This window comes from Acinetobacter sp. YH12218, from assembly GCF_013417925.1.
GTDB lineage: Bacteria > Pseudomonadota > Gammaproteobacteria > Pseudomonadales > Moraxellaceae > Acinetobacter > Acinetobacter amyesii.
In genome coordinates this window covers 1-15,154 of the sequence record NZ_VPDB01000034.1, presented here as the reverse complement: position 1 = coordinate 15,154, position 15,154 = coordinate 1, and the positions used below count along the sequence as shown (strand labels likewise).

At 36.9% G+C, this 15,154-nt stretch carries 12 protein-coding genes; 4 read left to right on the top strand and 8 right to left on the bottom strand.

The genetic code is table 11. The annotated features are described in order from the left end of the window. Positions 1-23: 23 nt before the first annotated feature. From FTV03_RS10695 to FTV03_RS10685, 3 genes are all read right to left on the bottom strand, one after another. A complete protein-coding gene (locus tag FTV03_RS10695) occupies positions 24-3,158 on the bottom strand; it encodes a type I restriction endonuclease subunit R (protein WP_180041391.1) in 3,135 nt (1,044 codons plus the stop codon). Between the two features lie 85 nt (positions 3,159-3,243). Then, entirely contained in the window at positions 3,244-4,461 is a 1,218-nt protein-coding gene (locus FTV03_RS10690; RefSeq protein WP_180041390.1) for a restriction endonuclease subunit S, read from the bottom strand. Position 4,462: 1 nt separating this feature from the next. Further along, the gene (locus tag FTV03_RS10685; RefSeq protein ID WP_180041389.1) at positions 4,463-7,219 is read right to left on the bottom strand and encodes a type I restriction-modification system subunit M; all 2,757 of its coding nucleotides are present in this window, start codon (positions 7,217-7,219) and stop codon (positions 4,463-4,465) included. Between the two features lie 196 nt (positions 7,220-7,415). Between FTV03_RS10685 and FTV03_RS10680 the strand changes: the two genes are divergently transcribed. Together FTV03_RS10680 and FTV03_RS10675 are read left to right on the top strand one after the other, a co-directional pair. After that, on the top strand, positions 7,416-8,420 hold the full coding sequence (locus FTV03_RS10680; RefSeq protein ID WP_180041388.1) for a hypothetical protein: 1,005 nt from the start codon (positions 7,416-7,418) through the stop codon (positions 8,418-8,420). After that, positions 8,420-9,025 carry a hypothetical protein gene (locus tag FTV03_RS10675; RefSeq protein ID WP_180041387.1) on the top strand — a complete coding sequence of 202 codons (606 nt, stop codon included), beginning with the start codon at positions 8,420-8,422 and terminating at the stop codon, positions 9,023-9,025. The genes FTV03_RS10680 and FTV03_RS10675 overlap by 1 nt, the downstream gene beginning before the upstream one ends. Before the next feature lie 101 nt (positions 9,026-9,126). Here the strand turns inward: FTV03_RS10675 and FTV03_RS10670 are convergent, their stop codons facing one another. The 4 genes from FTV03_RS10670 to FTV03_RS10655 form a co-directional block, all read right to left on the bottom strand. Next, positions 9,127-10,068: a hydrolase or metal-binding protein gene (locus FTV03_RS10670; protein ID WP_180041386.1), complete on the bottom strand. Its 942-nt coding sequence runs from the start codon at positions 10,066-10,068 to the stop codon at positions 9,127-9,129. Between the two features lie 181 nt (positions 10,069-10,249). Then, positions 10,250-11,290: a YqaJ viral recombinase family protein gene (locus tag FTV03_RS10665; RefSeq protein ID WP_180041385.1), complete on the bottom strand. Its 1,041-nt coding sequence runs from the start codon at positions 11,288-11,290 to the stop codon at positions 10,250-10,252. Positions 11,291-11,445: 155 nt separating this feature from the next. Then, entirely contained in the window at positions 11,446-12,489 is a 1,044-nt protein-coding gene (locus FTV03_RS10660; protein ID WP_180041384.1) for a DUF932 domain-containing protein, read from the bottom strand. 45 nt (positions 12,490-12,534) lie between these two features. Then, positions 12,535-12,822 (bottom strand): hypothetical protein, encoded by a 288-nt coding sequence (locus FTV03_RS10655; protein ID WP_005129696.1) that lies wholly within the window; start codon positions 12,820-12,822, stop codon positions 12,535-12,537. A gap of 202 nt (positions 12,823-13,024) precedes the next feature. On the opposite strand from FTV03_RS10655, the gene FTV03_RS10650 reads away from it, so the two are divergent. Next, on the top strand, positions 13,025-13,348 hold the full coding sequence (locus FTV03_RS10650) for a hypothetical protein (protein WP_257220746.1): 324 nt from the start codon (positions 13,025-13,027) through the stop codon (positions 13,346-13,348). 183 nt (positions 13,349-13,531) lie between these two features. On the opposite strand, the gene FTV03_RS10645 is transcribed toward FTV03_RS10650, so the two are convergent. Beyond that, positions 13,532-14,473, bottom strand: a complete 942-nt coding sequence (locus FTV03_RS10645; protein WP_180041383.1) for an inovirus-type Gp2 protein — start codon at positions 14,471-14,473, stop codon at positions 13,532-13,534. Between the two features lie 414 nt (positions 14,474-14,887). Between FTV03_RS10645 and FTV03_RS10640 the strand changes: the two genes are divergently transcribed. Further along, positions 14,888-15,046 (top strand): hypothetical protein, encoded by a 159-nt coding sequence (locus tag FTV03_RS10640; protein WP_180041382.1) that lies wholly within the window; start codon positions 14,888-14,890, stop codon positions 15,044-15,046. Positions 15,047-15,154 lie beyond the last annotated feature (108 nt).

Here is a 15,154-nt window from a genome sequence, read left to right as displayed (position 1 = left end):
ATTCTCTCTACGATTTAGCTTATTTAATCAGGCTGTGAACTCTTCAAAACAAACTTTTTTAAAAAGGCTGCAACTTTCACATTGACTTTGAAAGGTGGTATTGGCTTTCCTTCTTCCTGCTCAAAATATTGCTTTGCTTTTGCCTTGTCTACTGTATTCAACAACGCATCAAAACGTGCAAATTCATTGATATTGTTTTCATTGACATGCGCGCTGATTAACTGTCTTAGTTTGGACTCATCTAATCCAAAGGAAGTCGCAATAGCATGTATTTCATCTTCTTTGGCTTTAAATTGATACTCTGTAATGTAATCCCTAAATGACTTAGCTTCTTGCAATTTCACGTCACCACGTTGAACATCATGCAAAAAGATATTCGCAATTCTTTGCTCATCATGCGTTAAAGCTGCAAAACTCTTATGCAGTTCATTTAATGCTTCTTCAACCGAGACTGCTTTCTCACCTTCATGCAATGCCTTTAAGTATTTTGTAAATCGACTGTTCATGTAATCCGAATCAATTTTATCGGTATCAATTTCAGTCAAATAACCGTCTATCTCAAATGGAACACTGCCCCCACCGCCACCACTTCCACCTTCAGAAAATAATTCCTTATAACGTAAAGCAAGAATGAGGTATGTTTGCTCATCTATTGCAACCTGAAATGGTAGTTTACTCGCATCATTATCGTCAAAGTGATAGGTCAGTGTGTTCCAATTAAAGCCTTGGATTTTTGCAGCTTCTAGATGCTCATTGAACTGTTTAAATAATTTTGCAAACTGACCACAAGCCTCTTTGTCTTCAGGCAACTTTTCAAAGTTTTCGATGCCCACACTTTTAAATAGTTGCTCTATATCAATAAAAATAGCGTTTAATTTATTTAAATTGTCTTGCAGTTTATCTACAAATAAAGCCAAAGGTTTATCGCCTGAATACAACTTTACTGCTGCATCAATATTACGTTTCATCGTATGAGGGCGTCTGTAATATCGAATGATACCGAATGGCTTATCTTTACCAAATAAGCGGTTAGTACGTGAGAATGCTTGAATCAAGTTTGCATACTCAAGCATTTTATCTAGGTACAAGGTATTGACCCATTTAGAGTCAAAACCTGTTAGCATTTGATCAACCACAATGAGTAGATCAAGCTGTTTTTCAGGCGTATGTTCTACACGTTTATATAACTCTTTATGCGCTAAACGGTCTGCAATATCACGCTTCATTTTGGCATGAGTAGCTAAACTGAATTCCATGCCATAACGATTGTTATAGTCACTGATGATCTCGACTAAGCCATCTTCTTTAAATTTCGCATTTTCATTATTATCAATATTTGGATCAAACAGTGCAGTAATTTTTAGCTCAGGTTTAAGTTTCTTAAATAAACGATAATACTCAATTGCTTCAGCAATACTACTGGTCGCAAACATGCCATGAAATTTATTATTTTGGCTATATTGAATCCAGTTGTCTAAAATATCCTCAACCACTTTCTGCTGATGTTCTGGGCGACGATACTGTTCTGTTAATAAGTAATCTTCAATTCCTCTGACATAGTTATTGGCTTTATCCCAATGACCTGCCATAGCCACCCGACTTTTGTCCATAAAGCGTAAATAGATTTCTTTCTTTTTAGTGTCAGCCATCGCTTCTTGAATGGTATTGGCTTTAGCTTCATCCAAAGCCACGGCTTCACGTAATTTTGAATCTTTATAAGTTGAAATCAGGTAAGGATCAAAACCAAGTACGTTTTTATCTCGAATACCATCTGCGATACTGTAACGATGCAACTCATTACCAAATACTGTTGCTGTAGTATTCAGATTTTTTTTGTTTTCGTCTTGAATCGGTGTACCTGTAAAACCAAAGAAGACTGCCTGAGGAAAGGTTTCTTTAATGGTAATGAGCATATCGCCAAAGGTTGAGCGGTGTGCTTCATCCACAATAATCACGATGCGCTTTTTCTGCATCTGCTCAATATCATGAGCTTTGAGCCCACCCTCTTCTTGCTTGATATTACTCATTTTTTGAATTGAGCTGACAATCAGGACTTCATTCGGATTTGTACTTTTAAGTTTGCTAATCAGCGCATGAGTATTTTCAGTAGATTGAACAAAATCGTCTGTATCTGCAAAATTGTTATATTGCTCTAATGACTGCGTACCGAGTTCAATACGATCCATCAAGAAAATGACTTTATCTGCATCTTTTGAGGTTGCAATCAGATAAGCCGACTTAAAACTGGTCATAGTTTTACCCGAGCCAGTGGTATGCCAGATATAGCCACCTAGACGATCTCGTCCATCCCATTCAATACGTGCAACACGGTCTGAAATCGCACGGACTGCAAAGTATTGGTAACTGCGCATGACCTTTAACACGCCGTCGGTTTTATCCGCTACAGTGTAAAATCCAATAAGCTGATGTGCCATAGGAATGGACAACAATGTTCCTGCAATGTCTTTCCAATAGTTGATTGGTTCGTTGTTGAAATCTGCCCAGTTAAAGTAGTAGTCTGAGTTAAATGACCCATCTGGCCCAGGATTGGCAAAGTATTTGGTTTCTTCGGGGTTCATTGCCACAAAGATTTGTACCAATGAAAATAATCCTGAGAAGATGCCTGAACGGGCATAGTTTTCGATTTGATGTGCTGCCTGACTAACAGGGACGCCTGAGCGTTTCAATTCGATATGAAACAATGGCATACCATTGATCAACAACATGATGTCGCCACGTCGGTCATTTAAAATCGGTGAAGACGTTGGGAATTTGGGTTGTTGTACAATTTGATAACGGCTTTCACCTGCTGCAATTTGTTGTCGGTCATAAATACTGAGGCTGATTTCTTTACCTAAGTGTGCTGGATCATTTGGGTTATCTCGTTTGATTGGAACAGTTTTACCATTGATAAAACCATTGAGTGCTAACGGTGTACGCAAGTTTTTAATTTGTTCTAATATTTGCGCCATTTCAGAGTCAGTCAGAGGCTGGCCATTGAGCCGATCTATACCGCTGTTATTTTCAAATAAAATTTTTGCCCAGTTGTTGATTAAATCCTGTTCCGTTGGATTTTTTATAACAGTATTTTCCCACCCTTTGTTAAAGAGAGTTTCGATAAATGCCTGTTCAAATGCTGTTTCTGTTTTAAATGTCATGGTTTATTTGCTTTTATCAAGTCAATTTATAAAAAGCCTCCCTTTGAAAAGGTGAGGCGCGATTAAAGCGCCGCAAGGGAGGGATTCAAACAAACATCTTTCCTAAAAAAGCCTGTTTTAGGTTTTTTAGGGTTTGAAGCTGTTGCTGTTGTAAAACTAGGGTTTCATCAATTTTTTTAAAGAATTGACCTATTGCAATCTGCTCAGTTTTATCAGGAAACTTAAACTCCATTTGCTTAAACATTCCTGTAGTAATCTGATTAATTGTAGCTCCTAAATTTCGACTAACAGCTAAATCAAATAAACTTGTATCAAATAAGGCATTAATAAAATATGGATTTTTAGCCTTTACTCCAGTCATAAATGCACCAATGACTGTATTTTTCATTTGCTTATTAATGACAGCATGCTTTCCAATTAAACCTCTTGAGCCATTTCGTACCACAACAATAATGTCACCAACTTCTACATTACAGACATTCACAGCATCATGTACTACATATACATTATCATCAGTACAAATTTGATTATTTTGAACATTTGAAGATCGTAAAACCAATGTTCCATTCTTGTTAGTAAGATCGTCAGGTGAATAAGTTAATCCACTAAAGAATTCAACTTCATCTTGTAAAAGTTTCTTTTCCCAATCTCCACTAAACCCTTTTAAACGAATTTCAGGGTGCTTACTGCCTGCTTTTGGAAACATCTTTTCCAACATCGTTTTTTTTAGGTTTTGCGTTTGGCTAAGTTTCTTTTCATGTAAAGCAATAGATTGATCTAATTTTTGGAAAAAGTGACCAATTTGGGTTTGTTCTGCTTCGCTAGGGGACAAATAATTATAAATATTCAATTCATCCCTGTTGATTTTTGGCATACCTGTACGCGATGAAACAGACACTGTGTACTTGTAAAAATCTTTTGTCTGAAGAATTGCATATAGATAATTTTGAATTACTCCATTTTTTGTATTCAAAACATATGCGTCAGCACTAGCAAGACCATCAAAAGGAGCGATAACATACTTTGCTAATTGAGGATTAATTTTTCCATAAATAATATCACCCTTCTTAAAATAAAATTTCCCACTAATTAAATTACTATCTTTTACTTTTAAGACATTGTTGTAAAATTGGCCGTTAAAAGACTCAATATTTCCTGGGCCAACATGAAAAAGTTCACCATATTCATTAATTCTCGGGTCTACCATGTTAGTTGAGATGTCAACTGTGTCATGCCAGCTACGTACCCTCCACTCCCCATTAAACCCACCAAATCTAATCTTTGGGCATTTTTGCTTTTCCACATTACGCCCCTTTTAACAACGTTTGAAACTGTGCTAAACCTTGCATATCAAAGTCATCACCTGTTAAGTCATCTATCAGGTCTGCAAGACTATTTTCTGCATCAGTCAGCTTTTGTGTCGTTTCGGTATAAGTCACCGCATACTTATCCGCCAAAGCCTGCACCACATCAGTCAAATGCTCAATCACTTCATTCGGCAACGCTAAAATCGCAGACACAATCGGTTGTACCCACTTCGCTTCAAGCAACTCCAAAACTTGTGAATCCTGCAAGGCTTCAATCGTGGTTTTGGTTAACAAATGCAAAGCATTAGCATCGGCTTTAATCTCAGCTTTCAACTCTTTTTCCTGTGCAAGCAAATCTTCCACTTGGAACAACTTCGCTTCCAGAGAGTCTTCCGCAAAAGTAAAATTAGCTTGTAAAGTTTTTAAATACGCTTTTACTTTACCTACAGCAAATGTGCCGTTTTTATTCGCTTCAATTTTCGCCCATTGCACTTCAGGATGTGCCTGTACAAACTGTTCCTGCTCAGGCTTTTTCGCTTTATTCCCAAGTAATTCTAACAATTCATTGATCGCACGAATTTCAGGCGTTTCAATCTCTTCGAATGCCTGTTTTAATGCTTTTGTAATCGCTGCTGTTACAAAAGCATCATTGGCATCGTTCAATAAAGTGTCTTTTTCTTCCTCAGACAACGAGTCCATAATCGCTTCAATTTCAGCACTCACTTCAGTTAAAGCTCGTTCTTTACTTTGCAAAGCGGTGAGTTCATCAATGAGTAAATGTTGTTGCACCAAATCAAACGGCAACACATAACCGACCCAACCATCTTGAACTTCCTGCTCTTTACCGTCTTTCTTTTTAATGACGATATTCGGACTGACAATCTTTGCAGCAGCTAAACCTTCAGATTGAATAATCTCTAAGTCCCCTGCGATGCTTTGCCATTGATCATCCAAGGCTTGATAGGCTTGATACTTGTCAACTAGAGGAATATTTTCCAGACGCTTGAAAATATCCTGACTTAAAACATTTTCCTGCTGTGCAATATGCAAGGTCTGCATATTTCCAATTAACTCAGCTTTTAAATAATCATGGAAATTAGCAAAAGCAGTATTAAATTGCGTTATAAATGTTTGGACATTGGCATGCTGATGAATAGCATTGCTGATTTCTGTCGTGGCTAAATCGACATAAGGTGTGTCGCTGTCAGTAAATAAGTCTTGGCGTAACTGAGGGAATGCCTTCCAATACTCGGCATAAGCATCAATTTCTTTTTTCGGAATACCCCCAAACATGGTGGCATAAATATCCCAAGTTTCTGCTGTTGCAGACGAGTCTACATAACGTGGAATATTTAAGTTATAGCCTTGCTCACGGATTTCTTTCAAACTGACCAATTTAGAAAATTGCTCAACATCTTTACGCTGTACAACTACATCAACAACTTTCTTAATATTTGATGCTTGAAGATGATTATTCTTCCCAACTTTAATAAAGCCTTTCGATGCATCAACGATTAATACATCACTGCTTTGGCGACGCTGTTTTAAAATAATGATGACAGTTGGAATGCCTGTACCAAAGAAAATATTGGCAGGTAGCCCAATGATTGCATCAATATGTTTATTTTCAAGCAAGTTTTTACGTATACGCTCTTCTTCACCTCCACGGAACAATACGCCATGAGGCAAAACAATCGCCATGATTCCATCTGGTTTTAAGTGATAAAGATCATGCAGTAAAAACGCATAGTCTGCTTTGGTTTTTGGTGCTAAACCAAAACGAGCATAACGTGGATCGGATTCTTTATTTGAGGAGTCCCATGCTTGTGAGTACGGTGGATTAGATACCACTGCATCGACATACAATGGCTCGTATGTATTGATCGGATCATTGTCATCAAAATACGGCCAGTCATCCTCAAGCGTATCGGCATTTCGAGCCACAATATTGGCAGGTAGAATGCCACGCATCACCAAATTCATACGGGTTAAGTTATAGGTATTTTCCTTTAACTCTTGTGCGTAATATTTGATTTTATTTACGTCATTGACATGCTTGGCAACAGAACTACCAATGTTAATTAGCAATGACCCCGACCCACTCGTTGGATCGTAAATTTTGATTTCTTCTTGATCTTTTAAATGATGCGCAATGATTTCAGACATTAACACCGACACTTCATGCGGTGTATAAAACTCACCTGCTTTCTTTCCTGCATTGGCAGCAAAAGAACCAATTAAATATTCATAAATAAAACCAAGTACATCATAGTCTTGCTTATTATTCATTGGAATAACTTTGATCAATTGCAATAAATCACTGATGGCTTTGGTTTGACTGTTTGAGTTATCACCGAGCTTGCTTAAACCTGTTTCGAGCGTTTTAAAAATGCCATCAAATACTTTTTTGTGTGATGGACTGATTAAGCGAGAAAATGCAGAAAGTGCATCACGGACATTGGCAACGTTAAAGTCATTACCTTTTTTTAACCATGTCGAAAATAAATTATCATAGGCAATAAAATAACCAATACCATCTTTAATAAATTCAACAGTTTCAGGGTCTTCTTCTGTAAGTGCTTCAATATCCGCCTGACTGAAGTCATTGGCTTCTAAAAAAGCTTGTTCTTTGTCTGATAAAAACTTGTAGAACATGAACCCTAAGATATAGTCTTTATATTCATTTGCCTCAATCTTTGAGCGCATTTTGTTTGCTGAATCCCAAATCTTGGAAGCGAGTTGTTGCTTGTTCATAGGTTGTCTACAGTTCTTAAAAAAGTTAAAGCCTTTATGTCACGAAGGCTTATGTTACTTGTATTCTCGTTGATTTTGGAAGCGTTCTCAATAACAACCAGCAAATAGGAAGTATTTATAATTCCAAAGTGTTTTATATTTTTTAAATTTAATATAATATTTTTATGAATTTAACTTTAATTACACTAACAACCATATGGCAACTTTAGAAAAAAATTTAGAAATAGCAAATTTAGTATGTAAATTTGGGGATCATAATTTATTAGACTTATACAAGGAAGTTGTTGAACCTTCATTTTTCAAAAACAAAAGCCGAAAAGCTGGCAAAAGTAATTTCTATTTTGATGAAGTATCCTTGGTTAATCTAGGTGACGATTTACTAGGTAAAAAAGATACTCTAGCTATAGTAGGACGATTTGTAAAACAGACTAAACTTGAACGCGAACAGTATCGTGATTCAAGTGGGAAACTAGTAAAAGATAAGCAAAACCTTGATTCAGCACCTTCGGCAATTTTTGCTTTAATTTTAAACAACCATAGATTGCTTTATGCTGCAGAAACTAAATATGCTCCAACTCCTGAAAATTTTAGAAGCACATTGTCATATTTTTTAAGAAATGAGCAAATTAATTATAAAGATAGTCTACCTAAAGAGGAAAGAAATCCCTTTTTAAAAAAATTTCCAATTGTCGAGCTAACGCTGACTCCACTTACGAACCAAAAAACTTTAAGCGAGAATATATACTTATTCAATAAGTTAAAGAAAGTTACATTTATTCTCAATGATCGCAATTCTGAATTTGATGGTGAGGATATGTTCCGTCAAATGCAAGAAACCTCAGATGAAGCAGGAGGGCAAGGGAAATTTGAAATTACGAATAACGAAGGTTTAAACCAAAAAGTCATCGCGAAAGAGGCTAATAAAGCAACTATACAAGGTAACCAAAATATTATACTTCTTGGTACTGATGCATCTGGGAAAAAATTAAAAATTGACAATGAAGATGTGAAAATTCAAACTACTGTTGATGTCGTTCAAAATAATATTTTCGCTACTGTTGTGAATATGTTTTCAACGTTCATAAAACTTATTCAGTCCAATGAAATAAAAGTCAAACAAACAGATGATGAGACTCAAAAAGTTCTTAATACTATTAATACAGATAAAGTTATAACCATCCGTGAAAATGAGACTGACTAATGAATGGACTATTAGAAGAAAAAAACATTCGTGAGATTTATAAAAAATCCAAAGTTATACCTTTGTCAAATTTTAATAAATTTTTTCCACTTACGATAGGTTTAGTTTTTTTTCTAATTTTCCTAGCAAATAATACAAGTATTGAAACTAGCTACACTAAAATAAACGAACTAGTTTCATTTTTGTTTTCTGCAATATTTGCAACTTTAGGCTTTTTAGTTACGGGCTACACTATTTTTTGCACCATTACTCCATTAGATTTACAAAAAAAAATGATTGCACACACGGATAAAAAAACAGGTTTACTTTTCTTTAAAAAAGTACACTTTATATTTGTTAGAGTTTTTATCTATTTTATATTATTTAGTTTTTCTCTATTTATTATTTATCTTTTCAAAGACTTAAATTTAAATATTGCAATTAATTTCATATCAATTGATTTATTAAGAGATATTTATAAATATACAAATTATATTATTTTAGTTTTTTTAATTTCAGGAACTACATTTTTGTTTTGTGAAATTAGTTCTTTCATTTTCAACATTTATCACTCTATAGCAACTACACTCAACTGGGTTATCCAAAATGATTCAGAGGTCAAATAACTCTCAATAAAGTAATTTAAAAAAATAAATGTTTAACAAATAGGTGGGGAAATTTTACCAACTGCCTCACCTAATGCCTTTTTAAAGTATATTTAACAACTTTAATTCACTGCCCTCACACTCCCCTGCAATCCTTTCTTTATATCCTGCACAAAATCCTCACCTTGATTCGACTTATCTTTTACTTTGCCTCTCGTCATTGTTAAGGGCTGCGCTTGTTCAATATTAGTCTCTTGATTTTCATCCATATAAAACTCCTCTACTAAATCCAGGCCTTCCTCTCCATTCACCTCAAACCGTGCAATGGCAAAGCATTGTCTCGCCATTTGATCTAATGCTATTTGATTAAAACCCATCGCTTTGCTTTGTTGATCAATCTCTTTAGCTGTCTGAATCGCTTGTTGCAGACTGACTCCCTCCCTGAGTGTCAAATCTACGTAATACACAGGTTGGCGATAGCTTTGGGTGGTACTTTTTCCACGTAACGTGAGTTGCAATGGTAGACATGATAGCAAACCATTCGATGCAGCATGGTAGTAGCTGAGCCGTGCAGCTAACGTCCGTATACTGTTAAAACCTGTGGTTCTAAAAATAAATGTACCGAGTTCATCCGATTCATCTAAGTTCACATGCAAACGCCCATAAGGCTTACAGTTTCCTCCTTGAGCTAAAGGACATAAATCAGGGGATGGGCAGGAATGTTGTTCTACGCCTTGATTGGTGAGTCGCTGACAGGTTTCACCATTGCCTACACAGACAGGCCGTCCTGTTTGACGGTCAAACAAGGTGTACTCAGCCCTTAGATTCAGCTCAGGATCATTGAAGATCATCCTTACTGGAATGGTACGGAGTTTTTGATTCGGTGCTTTACTGCGTAATTGCTCATCAAGCGGATGTTTGATCCACCCCTCTTTGCTTTGGATTTGACTGGTAATGGTAAATTGGTCGTCCTTTTCAGGCAGTCGTTTACCGTTCTTTTCAACAACTTTACCAATACTGATACGTCCAAGGATCGGTGGTGTGATTGCTAAACCTTTAATCATGATAGTTTTCCTCTAAATAAAATTTTACTGTTGACCCTTTGTTATGTAAGCAAATACAAAACCGTTTAAAGATCAGATGAAATGCAAAGACCGCCATTTAGTCCACCGCTCCTTCGGGAGTCGGTGGATCGGGGTGGTTTTTTGCGCTTTTTGGAAGATTGGAAATATCGACGTGATGGATTCAGTCATCGGTATAGATCTGAAAACGTCGTGTTCCTGCTTTGTTTTGTGGAAACTGCTCAAGCATTTCTGGATGAAGTTTGAGTAAGGCTTTACTGTCTAAACTGATTGAATCTTTGGATTTCTTCCACGTTACTGAACCAGTGGCAAAGGTTGCTCGTTCAGCATCCTTCATCAACATCTGGATTTGATGCTTAGTTTCATCAAAGTTATTTTGATGCTGCTCAATGTGATGCTTTTCTTGAATCAGTTGAGCAAACAATTGATTGGCTTGTTCGTTATGACTCAAGTCTTCAACAGTCAACGGAATATGTTGTGGATAAAGCTGCTGTATGGCTTTGGCTGCCGATTCACTGGCATCTGCATCAGGTGGTATATCTTTTTCCACACAATCCCAGAAGTAATGTTCCGCATTGATGATATGTTTGATCACGGATTCGGAGCGCGTCACTTTGAAGATTTTGGTTTCATGACCACAAATCAGCACACAAACATGTGCTGCTCGTTTGCCTGTCACTGCCAATTGATGTTGTACCTGACACAAGACATATAAAGGCACCCCATCTCTCCATAATTTTGCTCCATATTCCCCTGCGGTTTTGCATTCTAAAATCTGTACTTCCTCACTGCCCACAACGGAGTAATCCAGATTGGCAAGCATAAAATGCTTATCCTCATCAGGATGTTGTAGTACGGCATTAATACGACGGACTTTGTTGTTGGTATGCATGCTGTAGTATTCAGCGACCAAAGGTTCAAGCTGTTTGCCCCAATAGAGTGGAGCGACACCTGAACTTTCATCCTCAATCGATTGTTTGACTCGTCCTGTCTTGATCATCCAAAGTTCCAACATCGACATATAGGGATTCAGTCCACAGGCTGCTGCACAATCACTACTGCCAATACCTTGTCGTCTGACTTCAAGCCATTCAGATTGAGTCATGTTTTTGGTATTGACCAAGCGTTTCGCTGTAAATAGTTTTGGGGCATTAAAGGGTTTGCTGGCTTGTTGAGTGGATGGGTTTAATATTGCTGTATTCATAGCTTGCTTCCTCATTTTATATGGATAGTGGCAAATAAAGGGCATAAAAAAACCACAGCCGAAGATGTGGTTTAATTTTTTTGAAATGTAATTTTATATTTAAAATATATATAGATAGGTCTAACTTTCCATTGCAAGAAACTCAAATTTCTACGCTATGAAACCATACGCAAAGCCTGCTCCAATCCTCGTTGCTTGATCGCAGCTCCTGTGCCAAACCAAGCTGAATCGAGTCGATGATCTGTACTCATGGCACGTCGTTCATGATCAATAAATTCTGTAATTGAACACAGTAATCCATAGGCTGTTCCTTTAGCAGAACTCAACTCTGCACCACGTCCCTGACCATTAAACATGTCCATTGCTTTAGTCATCGCCTTGGCATTAGGTTCAGCTTTTTCCTTGGTATTTGCATGTGCTGCCTGAGTCGCAACATCACGGTAGAACTGAATAATATTGTTCTCCTGATCTACCACACTCATGCTGGTGTTGTTGAACACTGCATCAAAGAAAGCTGCTGCTTCTCCTTGGGTGACTCTACGCTGACTGAGCTGCTTCATTTCGTACATGTGTTCATCCCATGCACGTACTGAAATGCCCAATTGCTGTTTGACTTTATCTGCATCAAACTTGGTACTATGCGGAACTTTCACTACACCTGCATTACTGTTCTGACCACGTAAAGCAATCGCCAAGGTGTTGTTGCAGACAACACGAATGGAAGTGAATTGTGCTGTTGTCGCCAGTGTTCCATCACATGCAGTTGCAAGAAGAATATAGCCATTACTGACATCCTTTCCTTTTAGTGCTGAACTTTGTCCTGTCCGTGCCAGCGCCCAGAATTTCTTGCCACCTTTAAGCACGCCTGCGGTTTCCAATTCAAAGCCTGATTGTTCAGTTAGATCACGATAGAACTCTAAGATCTCACGAGGTTGGACTTCCTGAAAACGTTGACTGACCACTGACAAAGGAGCATGGGTATCAGAACGGTACAGTACACGCTGGTCTTCATACGGCATGATGATGCTTTGCCCACGTTCATTCTGTGCCATATAACTGACATTGGATGACTCGATACGCCAGTCCATGCCTGCCTGCTGTGCCCAGACCTCAATCGGTTGGTTTTGACTTAGTTGATTCCCTAGCCCATGCCAAGGGGTTTCACCGACATAAGCCATTTGTTCAAGTTGATGTGCCATAGTTTTATTCCTTTTTAAAATCATATTGAAAAATTGGATCTGTTCTTAATTCAGATATTGGATGGGGAACTTTTGGTAACAGTTATGGCAGAAGCACAAACTTTGCTGCGGAGGTGTGCTTTGTTCTGTAAAAGAATTAAACAAACCACCGAGTACAGTTCCTGCAATTCCTCCAACGATGGGAGGCAAATTCAAAGACTTCGCAACGGTTGTACCTAAGGCCCCTAAAGCTGCGGGTGATGCAAGATTTGATAATGTTGAATTTGCTTGTTGCGCATTCGCTTCAACAATCATGATGTCGGTTGAATGACAAAAGGGACAATTCAAGCTCATGACTTGACTCCTAAATTTTGGGCATAAAAAAGCCTGCACGTTGGCAGGCTTAATATTCATTTTTCATGTGTACTCTAAAGAGCTTCATGATTCTCATTAAGATGTTATATATCTGAAATAATTTAGAATGTGACTCAATTTAATGATTGATTTGTTATATAAAATCAGTACGATAAAAAAAATACAAAATGGTTTTAAAATTATGACACACATTCGAATTGCAGATTTTTGTGCAAAGTATGGCTATACGAAGCATCAAATCCAACATGCAACACGTACAGGAAAATTAGATAAAGTTGCCAAAGGCATTGTGGACGAGCAACATGCGATTCAAGCAATGTCTTACACAAAACCGTTAAAGTCCCCAAAGCAAACAAAGGTCACAACTGATGCTATCACTCAGCCAGATCAATTTGTATCATCACATCCAACCTCAGAAAAACCTAAATTTTTATCTCAGGAATGGGTAAAATCTATGCTTGCACCTGCAAGCAAAGGTGGAAAAGTTCTACCTCCAGAAGAATAACTTCCATCAACATAGCTGTAAAGGGATGTAGCAACATCCCTCCTTCCACCCTTAGTATTCAGCTAAATATCGAATTTAATTTATATTTATGCCATCTCTTGACGCTTTCAGCACATCATTCAGTTGCTTTAATTCCAACTAATTCTGGCAATTGATAATCATCAAAATTCTTAGAATAATGACTCATTTTATAATATTTCTACGCCTATCCACATCATACTGACTGATCCCAAATGTCCTCATGTTAGGAGATGTCTTAGCACGTAAACGTTGATCTACTTTGTTAGGATTCACCAAATACATACCTGCTCGAAATGCATTCTCCAGTTGTTGTGGTTGATTTCTATGAATCATTCCTATACCAAGTAAACCATTGACCTCAAACTTTTCTTTATTCTCTTTTCGGTTACAGTTGTAATAGCACCCTTGGTTATTGGTAATGGATTGTTGCCAGTACTTGCCAACTTCCTCTCCTAACCATTCATCTCTGCAATGCAGGTTAGCATCATAAATAAGCAATAAATGGCAGTGGTAGCCTTTCTTTGCACCTTGCTCGAATGCCCAAACACACCCTTGTAAACCGTGAAAGCAAGTATCTTTATTTGACATTCTATTTCGTAGTATTTCCAAAGCCCTATGAAAGTCTTCAACACCCCAATTCTCTTGATGTTCTTGAAGGATTCCTACATCTACTCGTACAAAAACCAACCTAGCATAATGATTGAGTATTTTGTTCAAGTAACCTTCTAATTCAATTTGATTTTTTCGTTCTTGATATTTAAATTTATGAATATCTTGAACAGCACTTTTCATTTCATGCTGAATCATGCCTTGTATATAAAATATATGATTTAGTTCAAACCGTAGAATGTCTGCATAAATATGAAAATCTAGTCTTTCCATGATGTAATCCACAAGGTTAATCACCCTTTTAAAAACCTGTATGATTTTGGAATAGCAAAGATCAAATCTATAAATCTGCTTAAACAGTACTACCGCTTCTAATAATTCTCGTTTGAACTCATCATGATCATCAATGAATTGCTCATGACAGGTACTGATTAAAAAATCTTCGATTGAAATAAGAATGGAGGCTTCATTGGCTAATGGAATATTTTGGTACATTTAGGTTCTCACTGAAACATAAGGTTCATATGTAAGTGAGAGATATATTTTTTTACTGATCATGATTCTGTAGCAGGATGTTGTAGTCATCCTGCTTAGCTGAATAGGCTCATAGACTTTGGAACATACTATAGGGTTAATTCAGATTGTTTGAACTCATTGTAATTTATAGATTGTCTATAGCCCATTTGAGTATGGGCTATACTGTGTTAAGTGCCTCACAGTACTCACTCAACTAGATAAGATATTGTTTATATTATTAATATATATTACTTATAGATAATAATATATATTACCTGTTAAGCACTCTACCCTGTAGTTTCGATAAGTTCGTTCATCTACATAACGCTAATCGCCAATCTATCGGATTTTGCTTAGGCTAAAGTTACGCCACTTTTTTATTTTAGAGCTATGATGAACAACCTTAATCCATCCTCTACCAATCAAGATGAAGATTTAACAACAGGCATAGGATCTCAGAAAACTTATGAGCTTAAAGTATTTGATGAAAATGAGGCATATCGCCAACTTGAAATCATTCAGCTCATTTTATATATAGGACTTACGCATTGACGGATTCAAAAAAGTATTAAAATACTTTATAAAGTATCTGTGATCAGACGAATTAAAAATGCTTCTACAGCAACTTGTACTCTACCCATTTATATGGGCTTTCTCATG